Source organism: Pseudomonas sp. NY15354 (assembly GCF_048068075.1).
GTDB classification, from domain to species: Bacteria; Pseudomonadota; Gammaproteobacteria; order Pseudomonadales; family Pseudomonadaceae; genus Aquipseudomonas; species Aquipseudomonas guariconensis_C.
The window spans coordinates 153,382-177,659 of record NZ_JBLUPV010000004.1 but is presented as its reverse complement, the minus strand read 5'-3'; the positions used below and the strand labels follow the sequence as shown (position 1 = coordinate 177,659).

At 62.3% G+C, this 24,278-nt stretch carries 24 protein-coding genes; 19 read left to right on the top strand and 5 right to left on the bottom strand.

What is annotated here, in order from left to right; genetic code table 11:
- Positions 1–49: 49 nt before the first annotated feature.
- The 12 genes from ACNFCH_RS06115 to ACNFCH_RS06060 all read left to right on the top strand — a co-directional run bounded on the left by ACNFCH_RS06115 (position 50) and on the right by ACNFCH_RS06060 (position 12,369).
- Complete coding sequence (locus ACNFCH_RS06115; protein WP_337157868.1) at positions 50–1,426, top strand: oligosaccharide flippase family protein; 1,377 nt, start codon at positions 50–52, stop codon at positions 1,424–1,426.
- A 63-nt stretch (positions 1,427–1,489) separates the two neighbouring features.
- Complete coding sequence (locus tag ACNFCH_RS06110) at positions 1,490–1,693, top strand: twin-arginine translocation signal domain-containing protein (RefSeq protein ID WP_328338535.1); 204 nt, start codon at positions 1,490–1,492, stop codon at positions 1,691–1,693.
- Between the two features lie 2 nt (positions 1,694–1,695).
- Complete coding sequence (locus ACNFCH_RS06105; protein WP_416742437.1) at positions 1,696–3,162, top strand: FAD-dependent oxidoreductase; 1,467 nt, start codon at positions 1,696–1,698, stop codon at positions 3,160–3,162.
- A gap of 126 nt (positions 3,163–3,288) precedes the next feature.
- Positions 3,289–3,909: an acyltransferase gene (locus tag ACNFCH_RS06100; RefSeq protein ID WP_416742436.1), complete on the top strand. Its 621-nt coding sequence runs from the start codon at positions 3,289–3,291 to the stop codon at positions 3,907–3,909.
- Positions 3,906–4,862 (top strand): glycosyltransferase family 2 protein, encoded by a 957-nt coding sequence (locus tag ACNFCH_RS06095; RefSeq protein ID WP_416742435.1) that lies wholly within the window; start codon positions 3,906–3,908, stop codon positions 4,860–4,862. Before ACNFCH_RS06100 ends, ACNFCH_RS06095 begins: the two co-directional genes overlap by 4 nt.
- A gap of 8 nt (positions 4,863–4,870) precedes the next feature.
- A complete protein-coding gene (locus ACNFCH_RS06090; protein WP_070093579.1) occupies positions 4,871–5,380 on the top strand; it encodes a serine O-acetyltransferase in 510 nt (169 codons plus the stop codon).
- Between the two features lie 4 nt (positions 5,381–5,384).
- Positions 5,385–6,362, top strand: coding sequence for a glycosyltransferase (locus ACNFCH_RS06085; protein WP_337157872.1), 978 nt, complete (start codon positions 5,385–5,387; stop codon positions 6,360–6,362).
- A gap of 7 nt (positions 6,363–6,369) precedes the next feature.
- On the top strand, positions 6,370–7,338 hold the full coding sequence (locus ACNFCH_RS06080; protein WP_337157873.1) for a DUF535 family protein: 969 nt from the start codon (positions 6,370–6,372) through the stop codon (positions 7,336–7,338).
- Between the two features lie 30 nt (positions 7,339–7,368).
- Positions 7,369–8,571, top strand: coding sequence for a glycosyltransferase family 4 protein (locus tag ACNFCH_RS06075; RefSeq protein ID WP_337157874.1), 1,203 nt, complete (start codon positions 7,369–7,371; stop codon positions 8,569–8,571).
- Positions 8,568–9,755, top strand: a complete 1,188-nt coding sequence (locus ACNFCH_RS06070; RefSeq protein WP_337157875.1) for a glycosyltransferase family 2 protein — start codon at positions 8,568–8,570, stop codon at positions 9,753–9,755. The genes ACNFCH_RS06075 and ACNFCH_RS06070 overlap by 4 nt, the downstream gene beginning before the upstream one ends.
- Entirely contained in the window at positions 9,755–10,498 is a 744-nt protein-coding gene (locus tag ACNFCH_RS06065) for a WecB/TagA/CpsF family glycosyltransferase (RefSeq protein ID WP_416742434.1), read from the top strand. The genes ACNFCH_RS06070 and ACNFCH_RS06065 overlap by 1 nt, the downstream gene beginning before the upstream one ends.
- Before the next feature lie 449 nt (positions 10,499–10,947).
- A complete protein-coding gene (locus ACNFCH_RS06060) occupies positions 10,948–12,369 on the top strand; it encodes an undecaprenyl-phosphate glucose phosphotransferase (RefSeq protein WP_337157876.1) in 1,422 nt (473 codons plus the stop codon).
- A 139-nt stretch (positions 12,370–12,508) separates the two neighbouring features.
- Here ACNFCH_RS06060 and ACNFCH_RS06055 read toward each other — a convergent pair whose 3' ends face one another.
- Positions 12,509–13,633: a hypothetical protein gene (locus tag ACNFCH_RS06055; protein WP_337157877.1), complete on the bottom strand. Its 1,125-nt coding sequence runs from the start codon at positions 13,631–13,633 to the stop codon at positions 12,509–12,511.
- Positions 13,634–13,958: 325 nt separating this feature from the next.
- Between ACNFCH_RS06055 and ycaC the strand changes: the two genes are divergently transcribed.
- The 5 genes from ycaC to ACNFCH_RS06030 are packed head-to-tail and all read left to right on the top strand — an operon-like array spanning position 13,959 to position 18,880.
- The gene (gene ycaC, locus ACNFCH_RS06050) at positions 13,959–14,579 is read left to right on the top strand and encodes an isochorismate family cysteine hydrolase YcaC (protein ID WP_043214892.1); all 621 of its coding nucleotides are present in this window, start codon (positions 13,959–13,961) and stop codon (positions 14,577–14,579) included.
- Positions 14,580–14,637: 58 nt separating this feature from the next.
- Positions 14,638–16,791 carry an FUSC family protein gene (locus ACNFCH_RS06045; RefSeq protein ID WP_416742433.1) on the top strand — a complete coding sequence of 718 codons (2,154 nt, stop codon included), beginning with the start codon at positions 14,638–14,640 and terminating at the stop codon, positions 16,789–16,791.
- On the top strand, positions 16,781–16,987 hold the full coding sequence (locus ACNFCH_RS06040; RefSeq protein ID WP_416742432.1) for a DUF1656 domain-containing protein: 207 nt from the start codon (positions 16,781–16,783) through the stop codon (positions 16,985–16,987). The genes ACNFCH_RS06045 and ACNFCH_RS06040 overlap by 11 nt, the downstream gene beginning before the upstream one ends.
- Positions 16,988–16,989: 2 nt before the next feature.
- Complete coding sequence (locus ACNFCH_RS06035) at positions 16,990–17,937, top strand: HlyD family efflux transporter periplasmic adaptor subunit (protein WP_416742431.1); 948 nt, start codon at positions 16,990–16,992, stop codon at positions 17,935–17,937.
- 19 nt (positions 17,938–17,956) lie between these two features.
- Positions 17,957–18,880 carry a LysR substrate-binding domain-containing protein gene (locus tag ACNFCH_RS06030; RefSeq protein ID WP_416742430.1) on the top strand — a complete coding sequence of 308 codons (924 nt, stop codon included), beginning with the start codon at positions 17,957–17,959 and terminating at the stop codon, positions 18,878–18,880.
- Between the two features lie 81 nt (positions 18,881–18,961).
- On the opposite strand, the gene ACNFCH_RS06025 is transcribed toward ACNFCH_RS06030, so the two are convergent.
- The gene (locus ACNFCH_RS06025) at positions 18,962–19,828 is read right to left on the bottom strand and encodes a LysR family transcriptional regulator (protein WP_337157880.1); all 867 of its coding nucleotides are present in this window, start codon (positions 19,826–19,828) and stop codon (positions 18,962–18,964) included.
- A gap of 100 nt (positions 19,829–19,928) precedes the next feature.
- Here ACNFCH_RS06025 and ACNFCH_RS06020 point away from each other — a divergent pair, with 100 nt between their 5' ends.
- Together ACNFCH_RS06020 and ACNFCH_RS06015 are read left to right on the top strand one after the other, a co-directional pair.
- Positions 19,929–20,342 (top strand): VOC family protein, encoded by a 414-nt coding sequence (locus tag ACNFCH_RS06020; RefSeq protein ID WP_337157881.1) that lies wholly within the window; start codon positions 19,929–19,931, stop codon positions 20,340–20,342.
- A 146-nt stretch (positions 20,343–20,488) separates the two neighbouring features.
- The gene (locus ACNFCH_RS06015; RefSeq protein WP_416742429.1) at positions 20,489–21,793 is read left to right on the top strand and encodes a cation:dicarboxylate symporter family transporter; all 1,305 of its coding nucleotides are present in this window, start codon (positions 20,489–20,491) and stop codon (positions 21,791–21,793) included.
- A gap of 94 nt (positions 21,794–21,887) precedes the next feature.
- Here the strand turns inward: ACNFCH_RS06015 and ychF are convergent, their stop codons facing one another.
- From ychF to ACNFCH_RS06000, 3 genes are all read right to left on the bottom strand, one after another.
- On the bottom strand, positions 21,888–22,988 hold the full coding sequence (gene ychF, locus ACNFCH_RS06010) for a redox-regulated ATPase YchF (protein ID WP_416742428.1): 1,101 nt from the start codon (positions 22,986–22,988) through the stop codon (positions 21,888–21,890).
- Positions 22,989–23,010: 22 nt separating this feature from the next.
- A complete protein-coding gene (gene pth / locus ACNFCH_RS06005; RefSeq protein ID WP_043214910.1) occupies positions 23,011–23,595 on the bottom strand; it encodes an aminoacyl-tRNA hydrolase in 585 nt (194 codons plus the stop codon).
- 79 nt (positions 23,596–23,674) lie between these two features.
- Complete coding sequence (locus ACNFCH_RS06000) at positions 23,675–24,271, bottom strand: 50S ribosomal protein L25/general stress protein Ctc (RefSeq protein WP_070093590.1); 597 nt, start codon at positions 24,269–24,271, stop codon at positions 23,675–23,677.
- Positions 24,272–24,278 lie beyond the last annotated feature (7 nt).

Sequence of the window (24,278 nt, the reverse complement as noted above, 5' to 3'; positions counted from 1 at the left end):
GCAGATTGAGACTATAGTGACTTTAGCCAATAGGTCAGGGAATGTAGTCATGCCGTCAGTCGACTTATCGCCGCCGACCAGTCTGCGCAAACGCGCATTGGGAGCGGGTGCGTGGAACATGGTTTCCCTGGTCGGTACGCAGGCCTTGCGCCTTGGCGGCAACCTGATCATGGCGCGGCTGCTGGTGCCTGACATGTTCGGCATCATGGCCATCTCCACCACCTTGTCGGTGGTCCTGCACCTGCTGTCGGATGTCGGGCTGCGCCAGAACATCATCCAAAGCCCGCGCGGCGACGATCCGCTGTTCCTCAATACCGCCTGGACCGTGCAACTGCTGCGCGGCATCCTGCTGTTCGCCGTGACGCTGCTCATCGCCTTCGGCTCCTGGGTGACCCAGCAGGTCAACCTGTGGCCAGCCGGCTCCTCGTATGCCGCACCGGAGCTGCCGCTGGTGCTGGCGGTCACCGGTATTTCCGCGGTGATCTACGGCTTGCAGTCCAACACCATCGACCTGGCGGTGCGCGCGTTCCAACAAAAGCGTGTGGTGATTCTCGAACTCACGGCGCAGTTCGTCGGATTGCTGGTCATGCTGGTGTTCGGCTACCTCACCCGTTCGATCTGGTCGCTGGTGGCTGCAGGGATCGTCTCCACCCTCGTTTCCACCGTGATGAGCCACCTGCTGTTCGAGGGGCCACGCAGCCGCCTGTGCTGGGACAAGTCCGCGCTGACCGAGCTGATCAATTATGGCCGCTGGATCCTGCTGTCCTCGATGGTGGGCGTGCTGGCCATGAACGGTGACCGCATCTGGTTCGGCGGGGTGATGTCCACCTTCGACATGGGTGTCTATTCCATCGCCGTGCTGATTCTCTCCGCCGTGCAGGTCGGTTTGCTGAAACTGGGCGGAGCGGTGGTGCTACCAGCCTTCAGCGAGGCCACCCGCGCCGGCGACAAGCCGCGTCTGCTCAAGCTCTACAACCACTTCAGGCTGTACTTCGACACGGCCTGCCTGTTCGCCTGTGGCCTGTTCCTCACCGTCAGCCCGCTGATCATCAGTTGGCTGTACGACGACCGTTACCAGGACGCGGGCAGGATCTTGGCTATTCTTTCATGGTCGTTCTTCACATTGCGCTACAGCCTGGCCCACCAGGTGTGGCTGGCCGTGGGGCTGACCAAGTACCAGGCCATGGACAACATCATCCGGGCCGTTTCGCTCTGGGTGGGGATGCCGGTGATGCTGGCCCTCGGCGGCGTGGACTACGCGATCTGGTGGGTTGCGCTGCATACCTTCCCCACCTTGATTTTGGTGTTCTACGTCAATCGCAAACTGGAGATGTTCAGCCTCAAGCGTGAGCTGATGGTCCTGCCGATCATCGCGGTCGGCGCGTTGTGTGGTGAGCTGGTGACGCGGCTTTTCAACGGGTTCTGATTCCATCGCGAATACTCTGTCTGTCGCCGTCGGAAACCTAGAATTCAAAGTCAATTTCACGGCATGGGTCTTGGAATCATGGGAAAGCATGACTCTGTTTCCCCGCTGCTAGGACGCAGGGGCTTTCTCCAGGGATGTGCGGTGCTGGGCGTGGGTGGGTTGGTCTTCGGGCTCTCCGGCAGTGATACCCGAAAAACCACTCAGGCCGGGGGCTTTGTCGTCATCAACGGATGGGTACTGCCCGCCGAGTACTTCCGGAAGGCGTGAGCATGATCAAGGACTATCAGACGCACAAAGAACTGCGTGACGATTACGACTTCTGCATCATCGGCGGGGGGCCTGCGGGCATAACCCTGGCCTTGCGCCTGGCCGAAGCAGGCTGGCGCGTGGTGCTGCTCGAAGGCGGCGGGCATGAGTACTCGCAGCAGTCCCAGGACCTCTATGAATGCAGTTCCTCCGGTCTGCAGGCGTATATCCACGATACGCGCCTGCGCTTTCTGGGGGGCACCTCCAACCATTGGGCCGGGCGTTGCCGGCCATTCGAAGCCTCGGACTTTTCTGTCCCGCCGCCGGGCGGCATCCCTGGCTGGCCCATCGCCTATGCCGAGATCGAGCGTTACCTGCCGGCCGCCATGGCGATTGTCGACCTGCCGGAAGGCGCGCACTTCCAGGCGATCAATGTCAGTCGGCTCGGTGATGACTTCGTGCCCGACGAGTTCTTGCTCAGCCCGCCCACACGGTTTGCCAAGAAGTACGCCAAGGCGCTGGAGCAGACGCCAGGGCTCGATGTGTTCATCCACTGCAATTGCGTCGACCTGGAATTCGATCACGCGGCCGATAGGGTCAAGGCTGTGGTGGTGTCCGATTACGATCAGCACCGTGAGCGGGTGATCGCCCGACAGTTCGTGCTGGCCATGGGCGCTGTCGAAAATGCCCGGCAACTGCTCAACAGCGAGTCGCTGGCTGCAGCGGGCGTGGTCAAGCCCGATGGTTTTGTCGGGCGCTGTTTCATGGAGCATCTGAATGTCGACCTGGGCACGTTCATTCTCAACAGCGGGAAGGTGGACAAGCCTCGCCAGTACTTCACCACCGATGCCTTCGTGGCCGAGTATCACGCGGGCAAAGGCAATGTCTCTGCGACGGTGCTGGACGAGGTGACGAATTACGGCCGGACCGCCGAGGTCAAGGATTTCCTCGAAACCCTCAGCTGCGATATCGGTATCGCCCACAAGATCGATTTCATCGCCAAATTCAACTGCCCCGGCGATGGGGTGCTGAGCACCATGATCGAACAGTTTCCCAACCTGCAGAGCCGACTTTCGACGCTGGAGGAGAAAGACGCGCTGGGCGTGGCCAAGGTGAACATGAACTGGGTATTGAGCGGCGATGACCGCCAGACCATCAAGTGCATTGGCGTTGAGTTGGCCAAACGTTTCGCCGAGAACGGGCTGGCCTTCGTCAAGTTGAACGACTTCGTCTACGACACCACCCTGGCGCTGAAAATGTCGCCCCACGCGCACCACATGGGCACGACGCGCATGGCGGCCTCGCCGGAGGCGGGAGTGGTCGACCCGGACTGCAAGGTGTTCGGCACGGACAATCTGTACATCGCTGGCAGCAGCATCTTCGCCAAGGGCGGGGCCAGCAATCCGACGATGCCGCTGCTCCAGTTCGCCTTGCGACTGGCGGACCACCTGGACGCAAAGATGAAGTCTCAGGCGGGCGAAGTCGCCTGAAGGGTGTGACAGCGTGTCTGCAACCTGTGGATGTTTCGCAGCTGCGCTGATGGGGGCAGGTACCGTGCGCGAGGGGCGCGTGGCCTGGGTTCGGTTCGACATCGATAGGTTTGCGAGGGCGACAGCATGATGGGATTGTTGAAGAAAATCGTGAGGCACTACGCCATGTCCACCGGACGTGGACGCGGGTTGTACAGGCGCCTGTGCCGACCGACCGCAATGGAGTGGGGCCAGTACATGACACGTTGGGGACAGTTCTATTCCACCGGCCACAACGTCCATATAAACCCGGGGTGCAATATCACCGACCCTACCTTGGTGCGCCTGGGCAGCAATTGCGGGCTGTCCGATTGCACCTTGATCGGGCATGACGGTGTGGTGGACCTGATCGAGGCCGTCTACGGCAAGAAACTCGATTCGGTGGGTTTCATCGATGTCCGTGACAACAGTTGGGTCGCCCACGGAGCGATCGTCATGCCCCGGGTGACCATCGGGCCGAACTCCATCGTGGCCGCAGGGGCGGTAGTCACCAAGGACGTGCCACCGGGTACCGTCGTCGGTGGCAATCCGGCCAAGGTACTGTGCACGCTCGAAGACCTGATCAAGCGGGTCGAGGCGCGTTGCGAGGCCTACCCTTGGATCGACCTGATCAAAAATCGCGCCGATGTCTTCGATCCACAGCTGGAGCCGAAACTGGCCGCCATGCGCGCCGAGTACTTCTACGGGGCCGGGAGGCAGGAGACATGACTGAAAAGCTCGTCGATGTGCTGATCGTCAACTACAACACCGCAGGGCTGTTGCAGCCGATGTTCGATGCCCTGCGCCGTGGTGACGGCGCGGATCTGGCGAGCTACCTGGTGGTCGACAACGCCTCGGCCGATGACTCCCTGGAGCGCCTGGCGGCGGTCTGCCCCGAGGCGCTGCTGCTGGCCAACCCGAAGAACGTCGGTTTTGGCCGCGCCAACAACCAATTGGTCGAGCACCTACGGGGCAAGTACGCCTTGCTGCTCAACACGGACGCCTTCGTCGCGGACGACACCCTGGTGCGCACGGTCGAGTACATGGAGGCACACCCGGAGTGTGGCGTGCTCGGGGTGCGTCTGGTGGGGCGTGAGGGGGACCTGCAGCCCAGCTGCCGGTACTTTCCGACGCCGCTGAACATGTTTGCCGCGCGCACGGGGCTGGAGCGCTTCTTCCCCGGTCTGCAGACCATCGACGAGATGAACTGGGACCACGACTCGGTGCGTGAATGCGACTGGCTGCCGGGGTGCTTCTACCTGGTGCGGCGCGAGGTCATCGAACAGGTTGGCCTGTTCGATCCGCGCTACTTCCTCTATTACGAGGAGGTGGACCACTGCAAACGGGTCAAGCAGGCCGGCTGGAAAGTCGTGTACTACCCCTACACCACGGTGGTGCACATCGGCGGTGAAAGTTCCAAGTCGGTCACCGAGCTCGAAGCGGCCAGCCGGCAGATCTCGGTGATGCAGATCGAAAGCGAGCTGCTGTACTTTCGCAAGCACCATGGCGTGCCCGGACTTGCGCTGCACATGCTGCTGGTGAGCCTCGGTGACACCTTGCTGGCGCTCAAGGCATTGCTCAAACGTCGCGGCTGGGGGGCCGTCAAAGCCAGCTGGAAGCATGCCCGGGCGACCTGGGCGTTGCTCTTCGACACTCGCTTTGCCAGTCAGCCAACGCGCTAGGGGGCGGTATGTTCGAAAACGTTCGCGCGGACCTGCGGGCCCATGGAGGCGATTGGGCGGCCCAGGGCTTCTGGGTGATGCTGGTCTACCGTTTCGGGCGCTGGCGCTATGGAGTGCGACCGGCGTTGCTGCGCAAGCTGCTGTCGTTCGTCTACAAGGTGCTGTTCAAGCTGGTGCAGATCCTCACCGGCATCGAGCTACCCTGCGAGGTGGAGCTGGGGCGCAACTTCGTCATCGACCATTTTGGCGGCATCGTGGTCAGCGGCTATGCCCGCTTCGGTGACGACTGTCGCATCCGCAATGGCGTGGTGGTGGGTTTGAAGAACGTGCAGGAGCCCATCGCACCGGTGTTCGGCAACAACGTCGATATCGGTACCGGCGCCAAGGTGTTGGGCAATATCCGCATCGGTAACAACGTGATCATCGGGGCCAACGCGGTGGTGTTGACCGATGTGCCCGACGATTCGCTGGCAGTCGGCGTGCCCGCGATCATCAAACCCCGACGCAGTGGCGGGTAAGCCCATGATGACTGGCATCGGTGTGGTGGTGATCGGCCGCAACGAGGGCGCGCGGCTGGAGCGCTGCCTGGATTCGCTGGCCGGTGCGGCCGATCAGGTGGTGTACGTCGACTCAGGCTCCACCGACGGCTCGGTCCCGATGGCCCAGGCGCGAGGCGTCGAGGTGCTGGCCCTGGACATGACGCAGCCCTTCACCGCCGCACGGGCGCGCAACGAAGGCTTCACCCGGTTGCATCGCTTGATGCCTGCAGTGCGTTATGTGCAATTCGTCGATGGCGATTGCGAAGTGGTGACCGGTTGGCTGCCTGCCGCCCGGGCCTTTCTCGAGCAGCATCCGGACGTCGCGGTGGTCTGTGGACGGCGCCGCGAGCGATTCCCCAAGCGTTCGATCTACAACCAGCTGTGCGACCTTGAATGGGACACCCCGGTCGGCCAGGCCAAGGCTTGCGGCGGCGATGCGCTCATGCGCGCCGATGCTTTCATCCAGGCGGCCGGTTACCGCGCCGACCTGATCGCCGGGGAAGAACCTGAGCTGTGCGTGCGCCTGCGCGCCCAGGGCTGGAAGATCTGGCGCCTGGACGCCGAAATGACCCTGCACGACGCCGCCATGACCCGCTTTAGCCAGTGGTGGCGGCGCAGCCTGCGTGGCGGCTACGCCTTCGCCGAAGGCGCCTTCCTGCATGGCGCGGCACCGGAGCGTCATTGGCTGCGCGAGTCACGCCGGGCCTGGGTGTGGGGGCTGGGGGTTCCCTTGGCGACCCTGCTGGCCTGCGCGCTGTTCGGTTGGGGCGGGCTGTCGCTGTTGCTGGTCTATCCGCTGCAGGTGGTGCGGCTGATGCGCCGGGGGCGAGGGTCGTTGCAGCAGAACGGGTTGCAGGCGGGGTTTCTGGTATTGGGCAAATTTCCCGAGATGTGTGGGCAGGTGAAGTTCTTGCTGAAAAGGTTCGGTGTCGGCAAATCCGTGTTGATCGAATACAAGTGAGATGCCCATGACATATCGGTCACTGGTCAAAAGCGTGTTCACCCTGCACCCCGGTTATTCGCTGCGGGCGCTGCACAACAAGCTTCGCCTGGTGCAGCACATGGCGCGTGAATGGTCGGGTCTCAATGCCTTCCAGCGGCGCCTGTCGCTTGCCTTGGGCGACCGTGGCCGGGAGCGGCTGGGCATCGATTGCATCGGCCTGGTCCAGTGGCCCTACATCAGCAAGGACTGGCCGGCGTCGACGCGCTTCGATGCGCTGGCCTCGCACTACGAAGTGGTCAGCAGCCGGTGCCCGAGCCTGCTACTGCTCGGGCGCGAAGAGCGCCTGCTGCTCGATGACCTGTCGCGCTACTCGCCAGCGTGCACCTTGGTGCTGGATCGTGCGTTCTGGTTCATGCGCGAAGGGGAGCTGGTGCTGAACCTGTTCCAGCGCGATCTGCGGGTGGCGTCGCTGGCCTTCAGCCTGGGCCTGGAGGAGGGCGAGCTGTGTGTGTTCATCGGCGCAGTGCAGGGCATTCACAAAGGCATCGACAGCGAAACCTCGCTGTCGATCTACCGGACGCTGACCAAGGATTTCGAAGGGCTGCGGCCCCGCAGCCTGTTGATCGAGGTGCTCCGCCACCTGGCCACGCGGCTTGGCGTCACGCGGCTGTATGCCGTGGGAGATGGCTACCGGCATCACCGTCATGCCTACTTCGGCGCGGAAAAAGCCCAGGAGCTGCCGACCAATTACGACGTCATCTGGCAGGAGCACGGCGCGTTGCCTTCGCAGCGCCAGGACTTCTATGCCATGCCGATCGACGAGGCCCGGCGCAGCCTGGACGATATCGCGCCCAAGAAGCGCGCCATGTACCGCCGGCGTCATGAACTGCTGGACGATGTGTTCGCCCAGGTGGACGCCACGTTGCGCTTGCAGGGTAAACAATCGGTGAGCTTGAAGGAGGCAGGCTACCCTGAGTCAGGAGTGCACCCATAATCAATCGAACACGCATTCAGCCGGGTCCCTATGCGCATTACGTATTTCGTCAATCAGTACCCGAAGGTCAGCCATAGCTTCATTCGCCGTGAAATCCTGGCGCTGGAGCGTCAGGGCTTCACCATCCAGCGCATGGCCTTGCGGGGTTGGGATGCGCAGTTGCTGGATGCCGACGACATGGCCGAGCGGGATCAGACCCAGTACGTCCTGCAGGGCGGCCTGAGCGGCCTGATCAAACCCTTGCTGCAGGTACTGCGGGCCGAACCTCGACGGTTTTTCGCCGCGCTCTGGCTGGCCCTGCGCCTGGGCCTGCGCGCCGACCGGCCCTTGCCATATCACCTGGTCTACCTGGCCGAAGCCTGCTGGGTGCTGCAGGGATTGCGGGCATTCGGCAGCGAGCATGTGCATGCGCATTTTGGCACCAACTCCACCGAAGTGGTGATGCTGGCCAACGCCCTCGGGGGGCCGGCGTACAGCTTTACGGTGCATGGCCCGGAAGAGTTCGACAAACCTCAGTTTCTCCACCTGGGCGAGAAGGTCCGGCGCGCGGCGTTCGTCGCGGCGATCAGCTCCTACGGGCGCAGCCAGTTGTTCCGCTGGGTGGCCCATGGGCACTGGGCCAAGGTGAAGGTGGTGCATTGCGGCCTTGAGCGGATGTTCCATGAGGTTCCGGCAGTACCGGCCGCCGCTGTGCCCAGGCTGGTGTGCGTGGGGCGGCTGTGCGAACAGAAAGGGCAATTGCTGTTGCTCGAGGCGGCGCGGCGCCTGGCCGAGCGCGGCGTGGCCTTCGAACTGGTGCTGGCGGGCGATGGTGAGATGCGCGCGGACATCGAGACGCTGGTCGCCCGGTACGGCCTGCAGGCGCAGGTGCGCATCACCGGCTGGATCAGCAGCGCCCAGGTGCGTGCCGAGATCCTGGCGGCGCGCGCGTTGGTGTTGCCGAGTTTCGCCGAGGGCCTGCCGGTGGTGATCATGGAGGCCATGGCCTTGCGTCGACCTGTTTTGACGACCTATGTGGCGGGCATTCCCGAGCTGGTCCGCCAGGGTGAGAACGGCTGGTTGTTCAGCGCCGGGGCCGTGGAGGAGCTGGCCCAGGCCATGGCCGACTGCCTGGAGCAACCGGTGGAGGTGCTCCAGCGCATGGGCGAGGCGGCGTACGCGCGGGTGCTGGAGCGCCACGACATCGATACCGAGGCCGGCAAGCTGGCCGCACTGTTCAGGGCGCCGGCATGACGTGGCTCGTGGCGGGCGTACTGGGCGCGCTGGCGTTGCTCGTGCTGTTGCCGACGCTGGTGTTGTTCGTCGAGGTGGCGATGGCGTGCCTGCCGGCGCGCTTGCCGCCTGCGGCACGGGTGCCGCGTCCACGCTTGGCGGTGTTGGTGCCGGCCCACGATGAGGCTTCGATCATCACCGCCACGCTGGACAGCATCCGCGCGCAGCTGTGCGAGGGTGATCGGCTGCTGGTGGTGGCGGACAACTGCACCGACGACACCGCGGCGCTCGCGCGGGCAGCCGGTGCCGAGGTGGTCGAGCGTTTCGACGCACAGGCGCGGGGCAAGGGCTATGCGCTGGACTTCGGCGTGCGCTACCTGGGTTTCGATCCACCGCCGGTGATCATCGTGGTGGATGCCGATTGCCAACTGGGCGAGGGTGCGCTCACGCGCCTTGCCACTTGCTGCATCGACAGCGGGCGCCCGGTGCAGGCGTTGTACCTGATGCAGGCGCCTGCTGGCGCAGGGCTCAAGACCCGGGTGGCCGAGTTCGCCTGGCGGGTGAAGAACCTGGTGCGCCCGCGCGGCTCGGCGCGGCTTGGCCTGCCCTGCCAGTTGATGGGCGCCGGCATGGCCTTCACCTGGCGTGACCTGGCCTCGCTGGAGCTTGCCAGTGGCCATTTGGTCGAGGACGTGAAGATGGGCCTGGACCTGTGCCGCATCGGCAAGGCACCGCTGTTCTGTCCCGATGCGTTGGTCACCAGTTGGTTTCCTGTCAGCGACGAAGGCCTCGGGGCGCAACGCCGGCGTTGGGAGCATGGGCATCTGGGCGTTCTGCTCAAGGATGCGCCACGGTTGCTGATCGAAAGCCTCGTTCGTCGTAACGGGGCGTTGCTGGCCCTGGCGCTGGACTTGATGGTGCCACCGCTGGCCTTGCTGGTGCTGGCCTTGACCGGCGTCTTCTGTCTTTCGTGGCTGGCCTGGTTGCTGCTGGAGGTGAGCGCGGCGCCCTGGCTGTCGAGCTGCGCGATGGTGCTGCTGGGCATCGCCATCCTGCTGGCCTGGTATCGGTTCTGCCGAGGGCTGATCGCGTTTTCGGTGTTGCTCTACGCACCCCTCTACGCGGCGAAGAAGATCCCCATCTACCTGGGGTTCCTGGTCAAGCGCCAGGTGGACTGGGTGCGTTCGAAACGGGATGACAGCTGATGCCTATCTCGATCTGGCAAGGCCACTGGAAAACCATCGTCGACAAGCTGCAGGTGGTGGAGGACGCAGAGGACGAGCAGCGCTTGCTGGCGCACCTGTCCACACCCGGAGCGCAGCGGGTGCTCGGCTTCGTCAATGCCCATGCCATGAACCTGGTGACCCGCGACAGCGCTTATCACCAGGCGCTGGCCTCGGCGGACGTGCTGCTGCGCGATGGTTCGGGCATGGCGATCCTGCTGCGCCGGCTGGGGTTGGCGCCGGGGTTGAACATGAACGGCACCGATTTCATTCCCAAGTTGCTGGCCGCCTTCAAAGGGCGGCGAGTGGCGTTCTGGGGGACCGAAGCGCCTTTTCTGGACAACGCGGCGCGCAGCAGCGAAGCCCGGTTCGGGGTGCAGGTGATGTCTGTTCACCATGGCTTCGATGAGGTCGATACCTACCTGGCCCTGGCGCATCGGCAGCGACCGGAGCTGATCGTGCTGGGCATGGGCATGCCCAAGCAGGAGGCGGTCGCAGCTCGGTTGGCGCAAAGCGGCGTGCCCTGTGTGGTGGTGTGCGGCGGGGCGATCCTGGACTTTCTCGGCAATAAGGTGACGCGTGCGCCGGGGTGGATGCGGCGCCTGGGCTGCGAATGGTTGTTCCGATTGGTGCGCGAGCCCAGGCGGCTGTTCAGCCGGTATGTGGTCGGCAATCCGTTGTTCCTCTGGCGTACGCTCAGCTATGCGCGGGTCCATAGTCACTGACTGGTCGGTACCTGCGCGGTGTCTGCTTCGCGGGTAAACCCGCTCCCACACGACCTGCGCCGAACCTGTGGAGTGAGTAAACACCCTCTTGCAAGGCCTGCGCTGAACCTGTGGGAGCGGGTTTACCCGCGAAGGGCGTGGCACATATCTGAAGCGACCCCAAAGGGTGCAAATCCCCCGGCGTCATTCCAAAGTACTGCTACAGTGATATCAAACGCACCCTGTGTCGGGGATCCTCGGCAAACGGGTCGCACTATCGCCCCTGGGAAGCGGTCCACGCGTTGGCGTGTGCCTCAGGTGATCGATAGTCACGGGGACGATCTTCCTACGTCATTGCCCAGGCGGCACTCGTCGAGTGCGCGTCGGGTCTTTGTCTTTTCAGGATGAATGCGGTTGTTCTTGGCTTGGTAGGAAAGCGTGTGGTTTCTCGGCATCAGTGAGGACGAACAATGGTTTTCGAACCCAGAAGTAACCGTTCCCTACTCCAGCGCAGACGCAGCATCAGCAACGCCATCCAGGCCGGGCTCGACGGCATCGCGGTGACCGGGGTCGCCTGGTACCTGATCTACCTGCATGTCGGCTACATCACCCCCGATTACGTCATCATGCTGCTGTTGCTGATCGGCGCCTTGGCGGTGGTCTACGACCATTACGCCATCTACCGCAGCAACGTGGGCCTGTCGATCAAGGCGTTCAAGCTGTTCAAGGCATGGACGGTGACGTTCTGTTTCCTTGTGGCCATGGCCTTTCTCACCAAGCAGAGCGAGCAGTATTCGCGGCTGCTGGTGGGCGAGCTGTTCGTCATTGGCTATTTCATCCAGTTGCTGCTGCATTTTCTGGTACGCGAGATCCAGGTGAAGTTCCTGACGCTGCCCTACAGCCAGGAGAACGCCTTGATCATCGGCTCCGGTGAGTTGGCGACCTTCCTTCACAAGAAGATCAGCAACAACCCGTGGCTTGGCGAGAAGATCGTCGGCTGCGTGCACATCGGCGAGACGGACGTGCAAGTGGGGGCGCAGGAAGGCGAGGGCGGCCCGGTGATCCTGGGCGACATTTCCCATCTGGATGACATCGTGGTGCGCCACGGGATCAAGACCGTCTACCTGGTCACGCCGCTGGAGGGCTCGCAGCTGATCCGCGATGTCTACCTGCGGCTGTTGGACAAGTGCGTCTCGGTCAATTGGATTCCCGACATCTTCTCGTTGCGGCTGATCAACCACAGCGTGCGCGAAATTGCCGGTATTCCAGTGCTTACCCTTTCCGAAACACCGCTCACCGGCACCAGCCTGTTCCTCAAGAACCTCGAGGACAAACTCCTGGCCGCGTTGATTTTGCTGTGCGCCGCGCCGGTACTGCTGATCGTCGCGCTGGCCATCAAGCTCGACAGCCCGGGGCCGGTGTTCTTCCGCCAGGAGCGCATGGGCTGGAGCGGTGAGACCTTCCGCATCTGGAAGTTCAGGAGCATGTTCGTGCACCAGCCCGAAGCCGGTGTGCTCCAGCAGGCGCAGAAGAACGACCCGCGCATGACCCGGGTCGGCGCGTTCATTCGCCGTACCAGCCTCGATGAATTGCCGCAGCTGTTCAACGTGTTGATGGGCGAGATGTCCCTGGTTGGGCCGCGCCCGCATGCCATCCAGCACGACACCCAGTATTCCCGGGACATCGCCGACTACTTTGCGCGCAACAACATCAAGCCCGGCATGACGGGCTTGGCGCAGGTGCGCGGTTATCGGGGGGAGACCAAGGACCTCGGGCAGATGATCCAGCGGGTCGATTCGGACATCGAGTACATCAACAACTGGTCGGTGTGGCTGGACTTCATCATCCTCGTGCGCACGCTCTCGGCGTTCACCGGCAAGCAGGCGTACTAGGGTCTGTATGAAAAGTCTTGAGACGAAGGTCAGGCAAGGCGAAAACAGCCGAGGAAGCGCAGTTTACGGGTTGTAAATGAGCATTCCGAGGCTGTTTTCAACGCAGCATCACCGAGTATCAAGGCTTTTCGTACAGAGCCTAGCGCGTCAGGCGTGTCTGGATCATCGGCATCGGGTTCAGGTGCGCGTAGCGGCTGCGCAGCGTTTCTATCAGCGACGGGCTCGGTGCCCGGGTGCAATGCAGGTACACCTTGGACAATCCGCCAAAGCCCATTTCCCGGTAGCGGCTGGCGATCTCTTCGTCGCTCCGGCCTTCGGGCAGGCCCAGGTGCAGGGTCAGTCGGCCATCTTCCACCGCGAACAGCGGCGTGCTCCACAGGAACCATTCCGAGCCGCTGCGGGGGAGTCTGACAAAGAAGTGGGCATGGTTGCCCAAGGTATCCACATCGCCGCCACGGCGTCTTTTCCATTCCAGCAGCCCATCGTCGGGCCGGGCCAGGCAGCAGCCGATGTCGTAGTAGTCGAAGCCGTTTTCCAGCGCCCACTCCAAGGCCATGAAGGTGGTGATCGAGTTGACCTCGCGCAGTTGCTTGGCATCGGCGAAAACCGACTCCGGGTAGCCGAAGCGGATGGTGCTCCAGTAGCGCTTGCCTGCGCGGGTGATGACGCAGCCCAGGTGACAGGCCACCACTTCATCGTCACGCAGGATCAGGTCCAGCCGCCCGGCGGATTTGGCGAGCCTGAAGACTTCGGCGGTGGAAATCTGCGAGGCCGACTCCCCGTGGCGCGCTTTGGCATAGGGCTGCAGCATCGCCGTGTCGGCGTGGGCGATCTCTTCGTCGGTCACGGCCGGACGCATGTGATAGCGCGGCCGGTGCTTGCGCAGGCTGCGCCGCAGCTCGCTGTTGTAGGTGGCGACGATGCTGTCCAAGGAGCGGCCCAGTGGCACCACAGCGCTCAGAAAGTGTGGCACCTGCAAGGCGCCGGGGACCGGCACCTCGCTGGCCAGGACCACGGCATCGCTGGTCGCGCTGGCCGGTGTGGTCGCCCCCATCAGCAGCTTGGCCAGGTCCCGGTGAGCTTTGCGACCCAGGTAGACCACCTCGTGGCTGCTCTGCTGGCCGGGCTTGAAGCGACTGCGCTCCCAACGCCACAGGCAGGCGCGGCTGAGCAGGTCTTTGAACCGGGCCGACGCGGCCCTGATTTCGAAGCGGGTCGACGGCGAAATGCACTGCCTGGCCAGTTGGGCGAGCTGTTCTTTCATCGCGGTGCTGGCGCTCCTTCAGGGGGCATGAGCCTTTCTAGAACGAGTAAAGATGTGAAATAGCCGGCTCGCAAGGCAGGGCCTCAGTGTTCACCAGATAGAACGCAGAGGTCCGATTTGGGCATCTACCGGCTGTCCGCGCCTCGAACTAACGTTGTGCCTGTTGTTTTTTTTCACAGGGGGCGCTGACCGCCGAATCGAGTCGACTGACGGTCGCTTGGCGGCGTCGCTGTTGCCTACGCTGATAATCCCGCACATGAATTGTGGGCAGGCGACAACTGGATTGCGCACGTCAATAAATCCCACCGAAGAAAGGAGCATTACCATGGCTTTCCAATACAAGCGTCTGGACAAGAACGACGCCGCTGTCTTGCTGGTCGACCACCAGACGGGTCTGCTCTCCCTGGTGCGTGACATTGAACCGGACCGCTTCAAGAACAACGTGCTGGCCCTTTCGGACCTGGCCAAGTACTTCAAGCTGCCGACCATCCTCACCACCAGTTTCGAGAACGGCCCCAACGGCCCGCTGGTGCCTGAGCTCAAGGCCCAGTTCCCAGATGCGCCATACATCGCCCGTCCCGGCAACATCAACGCTTGGGACAACGAGGACTTCGTCAAGGCGGTGAAGGCCACCGGCAAGAAGCAACTGATCATCGCCGGTGTGGTGACCGAGGTGTGCGTGGCCTTCCCGGCGCTGTCGGCGCTGGAAGAGGGCTTCGATGTGTTCGTGGTCACCGATGCCTCCGGCACCTTCAACGAACTGACCCGCGATTCGGCCTGGCGCCGGATGGAAGCGGCCGGTGCGCAGTTGATGACCTGGTTCGGCGTGGCCTGCGAGCTGCACCGCGACTGGCGCAACGACATCGAAGGCCTGGGCACGCTGTTCTCCAACCACATCCCGGACTACCGTAACCTGATGACCAGCTTCAGCACACTGACGAAGTAATCCGGCGCGGGGGCCTTGCCTGAGGGCAGGGCCCCCCGTCCGTGTCCAGAGGTACCGGATGGGTCCACTGATTGGCTATTTCAAACTGGCCCTGAACCCCGGGCGTGGGGTATTGCTCTTCACCTTGCGCACCATCGTCGCAGGCCTGCTGTGCCTGTACCTGGCGTTCATCTTCGATCTCGAACAACCCAAGTGGGCGCTGATGACCGTGATCATCATCAGCCTGCCGCTGGCCGGCATGACCCTCAAGCGCAGCTTCGCCCAGGTGATGGGCACGGCGGCGGGCGCGGCGGTGGCGGTGGCGCTCATGGCGTTGTTCCCCCAGGCACCGATGCCCTTCATCGTTTGCCTTGCCCTGTGGCTGGCGTTCTGCACCGCAGGGGGCACGTTGCTGCGCTACACCGATTCCCACGCCTTCGTTCTCAGTGGCTTTACCGCCGTGGTGGTGGCGATGCTGGCGGTGCCCGAGCCGGACGGCATCCTACTGCTGGCCATCACGCGCCTGACTGAGACCCTGCTGGCGGTGGCCTGCGTGGCCGTGGTCAGTCTGCTGACGGCGCGTCCACAGGCCGTGGCCCAAGGCTATTTCGCCCAGGTCGACAGCCTGGTCAAGCTGATCGCCCGGCATGCCGCCGAGGTCATCAGGACCGAGGAGGACGACGCCGCGTTTCACCAGCGCCAGGCCCAGCTGATCGCACAGGTCAGTGCGCTGGAAGGCCTGCGCCGTCACCTGTATTTCGATGCCCCCCACCTGCGCAGTGCCGATGGCCTGGTGCAGCTGCTGGCCAACCAGCTGGTGCTGCTGGTGTCTCGCCTGTTGGTGCTGCGACAGCAGCGTGGCTTGATCAAACAGCACTGGCAAGGGCCGCTGCCGGCCGACATTCAGTTGTTGCGCGACGACGAGCTGGACAGCCTCGATGCCCTGGCCCGTGATGGCGTGGCCCTGTCGGCCGAGCGTCGCCAGGCCATTCACAGCCTGCACCAGCGCTTCGAGCAGGCCGCCGACCGCGCGGAGTTTCTCAGCGAGCCATTGCCACCGCGTCTGCGTTCGCTGGCCTGGGCGCTGCGTTGGGAGCAGGCACGGCTGCTGCAGCAACTGAACGAGCTGATCGAGCTGAACGAGGCGATCCAGCAGGGCAGGGCTGCCAGCTGTCCCCATGCCCAGGGGCGGGTCAGCGCTCTGCACCTGGATTTTCGCCTGGCCGGCATGAACGCCGCGCGGGCCTTCCTGGCGTTGTTCCTGGCCGGGTGGCTGTGGATCGAGACGGCCTGGGACGGCGCCCGCTCCGGGGTGATTCTGATCGGTGTCATGTGCTCGCTGATGGCGACCTTGCCACGGCCCTTGCTGGCGAGCCAGAACTACAACCGCGGCTTGCTGGTGGCGCTGGTGCTGTCGGCGGTTTATCAGTTCGGCCTGCTGCCGATCTTCACGGATTTCGAAATGCTCGCCCTGTGCCTGGTGCCCTTGCTCTACCTGGCCGCCGTCGGCCTGGCCAACCCCATGACTGCGGGGATCGGCATGGGCATTGGCCTGGTGGGGCTGCTGATGATCGGTCCACAGAACGTCGGGGCCTACCACAACAGCGCCATCCAGTGGTTCGAGTTCGCTGGGGCATACCTGGCCGGGGGCCTGCTGGCGATGGTGGTGTTCGCCCTGGTCTTCCCGTTCAACCCGCAAAAGCGCTTGGCCCGCCTGTTTCGCCTGAGCCGTGAAGAGGTGTACCAGCAGGTGACGGCGCCCTTCAGCCTGGTGCGTCAGTTCGACTTCGAGAGCCGTATGCTCGACCGGCTCTCGGCCATGATCGGCGTGCTGCCGGCTACCAGCGATGCGCGTTCGCGGGAGCTGTTCGAGTGCAACCTGGTGTGCCCGGCGCTGGCCATCGTCCTGGCCAAGGCTCAGGCCCAGTGCGTCACCAGCGAAGCCTTGCCGGAAGGCGTAAAGGCGCGTTTGCGCCTAGGGTTGCAAGAGATGGCGGACGTCATCGGTGCGCGTCGCCCGGTGGACCTGGATGCGCTGCTGCATGAACTCGAAGCGCTCGGCGAAACCCTGGACGCCCTGCATCAGGCGCATTTCGAGGCCGGCCGGGAGGCGCTGCGTCAGTTGTTCATCCTGCGGGTCGCACTGGCGATCGCCGGTCAATTGCTCCAGCGCTACCGCCAGGTGCTGGCGCCGGCCGCGCAGCCTGAAGAGGAGGGCGCCTATGCCCATTGATTTTGAGTTCGGCGGTGTCTACCTGCCGCCGATCGCCCAGGCGCTGTTGCTGGCCCTGCCGTTGTTTCTGCTTGCGGACGCTGTGCTGCGTCGGGTCGGTGTGTTGGCACTGGTGTGGCATCCGGCCCTGTTCCAAGGCGCTCTGTATGCCGCGATCTGCGCCGCACTGGTGTTATCGATGGGAGTGAGTGTCTGAAAATGCCTGCCTTGAAACCCGTGCTTTCCAAGGCGTTGACCTTGGCCGTGCTGGCCGTTGCCCTGGTGTTGGGTTGGTTTGCCTGGGACTACTACACCCGCGCGCCCTGGACCCGCGATGCCCGGGTGCGGGCGGATGTGGTGACCCTGTCGGCCGAAGTGGCCGGTCGCATCATCGAACTGCCGGTCCACGACAACCAGTTCGTCAAGCAAGGCGACCTGCTGTTGCAGATCGACCCCGCCCGCTACGAACTGGCCGTCCTGCATGCCGAGCGCGCGGTCGAAGTCGCGCGCGCCGCACTGGGACAGTCCCAGGCCTCGATCGTCGCCAACGAGGCCCTGCTCAAGCAGCGACGCAGCGAAGAGCAGCGTCGGCGTAGGCTGCAGTCCATGTCAGCGATTTCCGCCGAAGAGTGGGAGAAGTCCGGAACGGACGTGGCCGTGGCCCAGGCCGATCTTTTACGCGAGCAGTCCAACCTGGGGCTCGCCCAGGCCAACGTGCAGCTCGCCGAGGCCACGCTGAAGCAAGCCCGTCTGGACCTGGAGCGCACCCGGGTGACGGCGCCGGTCAGCGGCTACGTGACCAACCTGCTGACCCGCCAGGGGGATTTCGCCCAGTCGGGCACGCCACTGCTGGCCCTGGTCGACAGCGCCTCGTTCCACGTCAGTGGTTATTTCGAGGAAACCAAGCTGCCGAAGATCAAGGTGGGCAGCCGCGCGCGCATCGCCCTGATGAGCGGTGAGGTGCTGGAGGGCACGGTGGAGAGCATCGCCTACGCCATCACCGACCGCGAGAACCAGCCGGGCAACCGTCTGCTGGCTAACGTCAACCCGAGCTACACCTGGGTCAAGCTTGCCCAGCGGATCCCGGTGCGCCTGCGCCTTGAGCGCAGCGCCGACGCACCGCCGCTGCGCGCCGGGACCACGGCGACGGTCACCATTGTGGAATGAGGGCGGGTGAGTCTGTCGCATGTTCGATCTGAATGATTTGTACCTGTACACCAAGGTGGTCGAGCACGGTGGCTTTGCCCCGGCTGGCCGCGTCCTCGGTTTGCCCAAGTCGCGCCTGAGCCGCCGTGTGGCGCTGCTGGAGGAGCGGCTGGGCGTGCGCCTTATCCAGCGCTCCACCCGCCAATTCGCGGTCACCGAGGTGGGGCTCGAGTATTACCACCACTGCGTGTCGATGATGGATCGGGCCTATGCCGCCGAAGACGCGATCGAGCGTAGCCGTGCGGTGCCCAGTGGCATCGTTCGCCTGGCCTGCAGCACCTCGCTGCTGGATTCGCGTCTGGCGCCGATGTTGGCGCGCTTCATGGCCGAGTGTCCGGTGGTGGAGCTGCTGGTCAAAAGCTACAACCGCCGAGTCGATGTCATCGGTGAGGGCTTCGACCTGGTCCTGAGCGTACGCCATCGGCCCCTGGAGAGCAGCGAGCTGGTGATGCGCAAGCTGGCCCATAGTCGCCAATGCCTGGTGGTCGCTCCCAGGCTGCTGATCGGCCATGAGCAACCGCTGCGACCCTCCGACCTTTTCGAATTGCCGAGCCTGGGCTGGGGCGCCAATGTGCAGGAGTACACCTGGGACCTGGACGGGCCGGACGGTGCCGTGGCCTCGATTCGCTATCGGCCCCGTCTGGTGTCGGACGATGTCGCGGTGCTGCGCGAGGGCGCGTTGGCAGGTGTCGGAGTGGTCTTGCTCCCCGAGGAGTTGGTGCGCGCGGACCTGGCCGCCGGGCGCCTGGTGCATGCCTTGGAAGACTGGACCCCGCGCAAGGGCGAGATCGTTGCGCTGTTCCCGTCACGACGCGGCGTGATGCCCGCAGTGCGCAAGCTGATCGACTTTTTGGTGGAGGCGTTCGAGCAGGAGGCTGAGGGCCAGATGCAACAAACCCCTTGAGGCGAGGAGGCCTTGAGGGGTGGCTGTTGGGGTGGGAGGCCTGGGAGCGAAGGGCTCGGTATCCGCTTCATAGAGGGCGGGTCATAAGGCCGTGCGCTTGAGTATTTCTTTTATGGCGTTTAGCGCTTTGGGCCTTCGCGGGATGGCTTTATAAAGTAAAACGAGTTGACGTATGTAATCATCGGAGTCTGAGACGGGCGTGGCGAATACGTCCCCACTTTTCAAACCTGCCCATGAGGGAACGAGTGATACGCCCATTCCTTTCTCGACCATGATGTAAATGGCGTCAAGTGCGTCGAGGTTGCACAGCAAGTCAGGGTTCAGATCGTTGTCATGCAAATATTGCAGGGCTATTTGCCCGCCCCAGGCATTTGAATCGTATCGAATCAAGTGGTGGGAGAGGAGGGTCGTTTTTATAGTGCTCTGCTCAATGGGTTCCTTTGTCAACAACATCAAAGGTTCATGTCGCAGCGTGTGCATCTTAATGGATTTAGGTACGGAGAACGGAGGGCAGACCATAAGCCCGGCATCGAGCTCCCCTGATACCACCTGCTCATACAGCGTACGCGAATCGCCAGGTGTGATTCGTAGCCTCAGTTGAGGTGCCGTTATCGTTAGTTGGTGCATTAACTCTGGAAGCAGGCCTGTCAACGCAGTTGAAATAGCGCCTAATTTGAAATCACCTGTGAGCCCATTCCTGTCGAGCCCATCCCTGAGTTCGGTGGCACGCTGAATCAAGTTGCGCATTTCCGGCAAGAGTGCCAAGCATTGTTCCGAGGGTTCAACCGAGTGGGATCCGCGGTTCAACAACTCACAGCAGAGCGATTTCTCAAGCGCCTGAATACGCTGGCTTACGGCAGGTGCAGTAAGGTTTTCTCTGCGGGCGGCTGCCGCGATGGAACCTGTCTCAATGACCGCGACCAAGCTTTCGAGAAATCGAATATCCAAAACAATTCCTTTCGGTCAGAGATGGAAAATCACGCTCCAGAACAGGCGAAAGGATAGGGTAGGCTGCGCGAAATTCCCATCCAAACAAGAGGGCGTTTCCGTGACCGCATTTTTCCATGCCTCCTATCATGTAACAAATCTTGAAGAGTCTCGTAAGTTTTACGGCGAGGTGCTGGGCTGTAAAGAAGGCCGCACCAGCGAGACGTACATCGATTACGACCTATTCGGTCATCAAATTTCCCTTCACCAAGGCACGCCATTTCCGACCACGCGTACCGGCAGGGTCGGCGAGCACATGGTGCTGATGCCACACATCGGCCTGGTGCTTCAGTTGGATGATTGGATGGCGATGGCAGAGCGCCTACAAGCCCATGGGGTGAAGTTCGATATCCCCCCCGTTGTTCGCTTCCCTGGTCAGCCGGGTGAGCAGCGGACAATGTTCTTCCTCGATCCAAGTGGTAACCCCATCGAGATAAAAGGTTTCAAGGACTTTAAAGAAGTCTTTGCTGTTTGAAAGCGTGCGTTCATCAAAGCAACACGCTTTTGTCGATCATGCCGTTGATCATGAGCATCGAAGCCTGAATGCTAAGAACAGATGCTTAAGTGTGCGCGGTGTTTACCAGCCAGTTGACAGTCCAAATTATAATAACGGGAGGACGTATGGCTAAGACAAGTTTGGTGACAAGAATCATCGTGGGTCTGGTACTGGGCATTGTAGTGGGCGCCCTGCTGAATATTTATCCGGACTATAAAATATGGGTGAGTAGTCAGGTTTTGCAGCCGGCCGGTGATATTTTCATCAAGATGATGAAAATGATCGTGGCGCCTCTGGTCTTTGCCTGCATGGTCAGTGCCGTTGCCGGTAATGGCGACAGCAAGGCGATAGGGCGGGTGGGTGTCAAAACGATGTTCTATTTCTTCGTCGTCACGGGTATTGCCATTGTTTGCGGTTTGATCGTAGGTAATGTGGCCCAGCCAGGTACCGGCGCAAACTTGAGCACCCTTTCGGCTGCCCAATCACTGACGTTGCCCTCTTCCTCGGCGGGTAGCGACTTCGGAAATGTGATGCTTGCTATCATCCCGGATAACATCGTGAACGCAATGGCGCAGGGTAACTTGCTACCCATCTTGTTCTTTTCGATCATATTCGGTTTTGGTGTGAATGCGCTTGATGCGGATAAGAAACGACCGCTGATCGCCGTGTTCAATGCCATTTCTGGGGCGATGTTCAAAGTCACGCATATTGTCATGCACTATTCCCCCATCGGTATCTTCGGCCTCATTGGCGTGACGGTGTCTAACTTCGGGCTTTCTGCGCTGTTGCCGTTGGGTAAATTGATTCTTGTCACTTACGCCGCTGTCCTGCTGTTCGGACTGGTCGTGCTTGGCGGGATAGCAAAAGCCGTCGGCATTAATATCTTCGACCTGATCAAGTTCATCAAGGATGAACTGATTCTGGCGTTCAGTACCGCCACTTCGGCTACCGTGATGCCACAGCTCATCGAGAAGGTTGAGGCTTACGGCGCGCCGAGGTCCATTGCTACCTTGGTGATTCCTACTGGGTATTCGTTCAACCTGGATGGCGCATCGCTCTTCGTGGGCATTGGTACGCTTTTCATCGCCCAACTGTATGAAATCCCATTGAGCCTTGCTGACCAGGCGGTGCTGGTGCTCATCATGGTGCTGACGTCCAAAGGCGCGGCGGGTGTACCGGGGGCGATGTTCGTCATCCTCACCGCCACGCTGACCAGTGCCGGGCTTCCTGTTGAGGGCATCGCTTTCATCGCCGGTGTGTACCGCCTCATGGACATGCCGATCACCGCGTTGAATGTGCTGGGCAACGCCTTGGCTCCCTTGGTGATCGCCAAGTGGGAAAACCAATTTCGGACAGCGCCTACCGAGCAGCCTGGTGCAGTTGCGGGTGAGCGCCCTATGAACGCCTTGGCAAGCGAAGGGGGTGTCTGAATCGGACACCCGCGGACAATAAAAAACCCCTTGAATCGGCTGGATTCAAGGGGTTTCGATGTCCACCAGGATCTCGTGCGATCTAGATTCCCGATTAGACGTTGAAGCGGAAGTGCATCACGTCACCGTCCTTGACGATGTAGTCCTTGCCTTCCAGACGCCATTTGCCGGCTTCCTTGGCACCGCCTTCTCCCTTGTACTGGATGAAGTCGTCATAGGCCACGACTTCGGCGCGGATGAAGCCTTTCTCGAAGTCGGTGTGAATCACGGCGGCGGCTTGTGGCGCGGTAGCACCTATGCGCACGGTCCAGGCGCGGACTTCTTTCACACCGGCGGTGAAGTAGGTCTGCAGGTTGAGCAGGGCGTAACCGGCGCGGATCACGCGGTTCAGGCCAGGCTCTTCCAGGCCCAGGGCCTCGAGGAACATGTCTTTCTCTTCGCCTTCTTCCAGCTCGGCGATCTCGGCTTCGATCTTGTTGCACACCGGCACCACGACGGCGCCTTCTTCTTCAGCGATGGCCTTGACCACGTCCAGGTGCGGGTTGTTCTCGAAGCCGTCTTCGGCAACGTTGGCGATGTACATCACCGGCTTGCTGGTCAGCAGGTGGAAGCCGCGGATCACGGTCTTCTCCTCGACGCTCATGTTCTTCATCAGGCTGCGCGCAGGCTTGCCATCGGTGAAGTGGGCGATGAGCTTTTCCAGCAGGGCCTTCTGGGCCAGGGCTTCCTTGTCGCCGCCCTTGGCGTTGCGCGCGACCTTCTGCAGTTGCTTCTCGCAGCTGTCCAGGTCGGCGAAGATCAGTTCCAGGTCGATGATCTCGATGTCACGCTTGGGGTCGACGCTGTTGGAGACGTGGATGACGTTCTCGTCTTCGAAGCAGCGCACCACGTGGGCGATGGCGTCGGTCTCGCGGATGTTGGCGAGGAACTTGTTGCCCAGGCCTTCACCCTTCGAGGCACCGGCGACGAGACCTGCGATGTCGACGAACTCCATGGTGGTGGGCAGTACGCGCTCAGGCTTGACAATCTCGGCCAAGGCGTCGAGGCGTGCATCGGGCATCGGCACGATGCCGCTGTTCGGCTCGATGGTGCAGAAGGGGAAGTTCTCCGCCGCGATACCGGACTTGGTCAGGGCGTTGAACAGGGTGGACTTGCCGACGTTGGGCAGGCCGACGATGCCGCAATTGAAACCCATGGGAATTCCCCTCTCTAGGAAATCAGGCCTTCTGGCTGTGCAGTTCGCGCATCGCCTTGGCGAAATCGCCAGCAAGCACGTCGGGCATCACGCCGAGGGCAAAATCGATGCTGGCGTCGAGCTTCTCCTGCTCGGCGCGCGGTGCGCGGCCCAGGACGAAGTTGGAGACCAGTTTGGCGTCACCTGGGTGGCCGATGCCGAGCCGCAGGCGATGGAAGTCGTTCTGGTTGCCGAGCTGCGCGATGATGTCGCGCAGGCCGTTGTGCCCACCATGGCCGCCGCCTTTCTTGAGCTTGGCGACGCCCGGGGGCAGGTCGAGTTCATCATGCGCCACCAGGATGGCCGCCGGCGGGATCCGGAAGAAATTGGCCAATGCCGCCACGGACTGGCCGCTGCGGTTCATGTAGGTGGTGGGAATGAGCAGACGAACGTCTTGGCCCTGATGGCTGAACTTAGCCGTCAGGCCGAAATATTTGCGGTCAGCGGTCAGCGATACACGCTGGGCGCTGGCGAGGCGTTCAACGAAAAGAGCCCCTGCGTTATGCCGGGTCTGTTCGTATTCGGGGCCGGGGTTACCCAGGCCAACGATCAACTGGATGGCGGTCACGTCAGGGGCTCTTCCTTGGAGTTGGTGGGTTACAGTGCGCGCGGCACTGTAACCCGATCAACGCCGGCGTGCGAGTGGATTACTCGGCAGCGCCTTCAGCAGCGTCAGCGGCTACGCGCGGGGCGTGGACGTTGGCAACAGCTTTGTCATCACCGTGGGCCAGAGCGACGAACTCTACGCCTTTCGGAGCTTTCAGGTCCGACAGGTGGATGATGGTGCCGATTTCAGCCTTGGCCAGGTCGACTTCGATGAACTCAGGCAGGTCCTTGGCTTCGCAGGAAACTTCGATCTCGGCTTCGACGTGGGAGATCTCGCCGCCTTTCTTGACCGGGGCTTCTTCGTTGATGAAGTGAACCGGTACCTTGGCGGTCAGCTTCTGGCCAGCAACGACGCGAACGAAGTCGGCGTGCATGATGAAGCCTTTGGCTGGGTGACGCTGCAGGGCCTTGACGACAACGTTCTGCTTGGCGCCGTCGACGTTCAGTTCCAGAACGTGGCTGAAGGCAGCTTCGTTTTCGAACAGCTTGGCGATTTCCTTGGCGACGATGGTCAGCGACTGGGCGTCCTGGTTACCACCGTAGACAACGGCTGGGATGCTGGCGGAGTGACGCAGGCGGCGGCTCGCACCTTTCCCCAGGTCAGTACGCGCTTGGGCGTTCAGGGTGAAGTTGGTCATTTTGCTT

What these genes read in the sequence shown, in the direction of transcription:
- ACNFCH_RS06115 (WP_337157868.1), top strand. Translation starts at nt 50, where the DNA reads ATGCCGTCAGTCGACTTATCGCCGCCGACCAGTCTGCGCAAACGCGCA.
- ACNFCH_RS06110 (WP_328338535.1), top strand. Translation starts at nt 1,490, where the DNA reads ATGGGTCTTGGAATCATGGGAAAGCATGACTCTGTTTCCCCGCTGCTA.
- ACNFCH_RS06105 (WP_416742437.1), top strand. Translation starts at nt 1,696, where the DNA reads ATGATCAAGGACTATCAGACGCACAAAGAACTGCGTGACGATTACGAC.
- ACNFCH_RS06100 (WP_416742436.1), top strand. Translation starts at nt 3,289, where the DNA reads ATGATGGGATTGTTGAAGAAAATCGTGAGGCACTACGCCATGTCCACC.
- ACNFCH_RS06095 (WP_416742435.1), top strand. Translation starts at nt 3,906, where the DNA reads ATGACTGAAAAGCTCGTCGATGTGCTGATCGTCAACTACAACACCGCA.
- ACNFCH_RS06090 (WP_070093579.1), top strand. Translation starts at nt 4,871, where the DNA reads ATGTTCGAAAACGTTCGCGCGGACCTGCGGGCCCATGGAGGCGATTGG.
- ACNFCH_RS06085 (WP_337157872.1), top strand. Translation starts at nt 5,385, where the DNA reads ATGATGACTGGCATCGGTGTGGTGGTGATCGGCCGCAACGAGGGCGCG.
- ACNFCH_RS06080 (WP_337157873.1), top strand. Translation starts at nt 6,370, where the DNA reads ATGACATATCGGTCACTGGTCAAAAGCGTGTTCACCCTGCACCCCGGT.
- ACNFCH_RS06075 (WP_337157874.1), top strand. Translation starts at nt 7,369, where the DNA reads ATGCGCATTACGTATTTCGTCAATCAGTACCCGAAGGTCAGCCATAGC.
- ACNFCH_RS06070 (WP_337157875.1), top strand. Translation starts at nt 8,568, where the DNA reads ATGACGTGGCTCGTGGCGGGCGTACTGGGCGCGCTGGCGTTGCTCGTG.
- ACNFCH_RS06065 (WP_416742434.1), top strand. Translation starts at nt 9,755, where the DNA reads ATGCCTATCTCGATCTGGCAAGGCCACTGGAAAACCATCGTCGACAAG.
- ACNFCH_RS06060 (WP_337157876.1), top strand. Translation starts at nt 10,948, where the DNA reads ATGGTTTTCGAACCCAGAAGTAACCGTTCCCTACTCCAGCGCAGACGC.
- ACNFCH_RS06055 (WP_337157877.1), bottom strand. Translation starts at nt 13,633, where the DNA reads ATGAAAGAACAGCTCGCCCAACTGGCCAGGCAGTGCATTTCGCCGTCG.
- ycaC (WP_043214892.1), top strand. Translation starts at nt 13,959, where the DNA reads ATGGCTTTCCAATACAAGCGTCTGGACAAGAACGACGCCGCTGTCTTG.
- ACNFCH_RS06045 (WP_416742433.1), top strand. Translation starts at nt 14,638, where the DNA reads ATGGGTCCACTGATTGGCTATTTCAAACTGGCCCTGAACCCCGGGCGT.
- ACNFCH_RS06040 (WP_416742432.1), top strand. Translation starts at nt 16,781, where the DNA reads ATGCCCATTGATTTTGAGTTCGGCGGTGTCTACCTGCCGCCGATCGCC.
- ACNFCH_RS06035 (WP_416742431.1), top strand. Translation starts at nt 16,990, where the DNA reads ATGCCTGCCTTGAAACCCGTGCTTTCCAAGGCGTTGACCTTGGCCGTG.
- ACNFCH_RS06030 (WP_416742430.1), top strand. Translation starts at nt 17,957, where the DNA reads ATGTTCGATCTGAATGATTTGTACCTGTACACCAAGGTGGTCGAGCAC.
- ACNFCH_RS06015 (WP_416742429.1), top strand. Translation starts at nt 20,489, where the DNA reads ATGGCTAAGACAAGTTTGGTGACAAGAATCATCGTGGGTCTGGTACTG.
- ychF (WP_416742428.1), bottom strand. Translation starts at nt 22,988, where the DNA reads ATGGGTTTCAATTGCGGCATCGTCGGCCTGCCCAACGTCGGCAAGTCC.
- ACNFCH_RS06000 (WP_070093590.1), bottom strand. Translation starts at nt 24,271, where the DNA reads ATGACCAACTTCACCCTGAACGCCCAAGCGCGTACTGACCTGGGGAAA.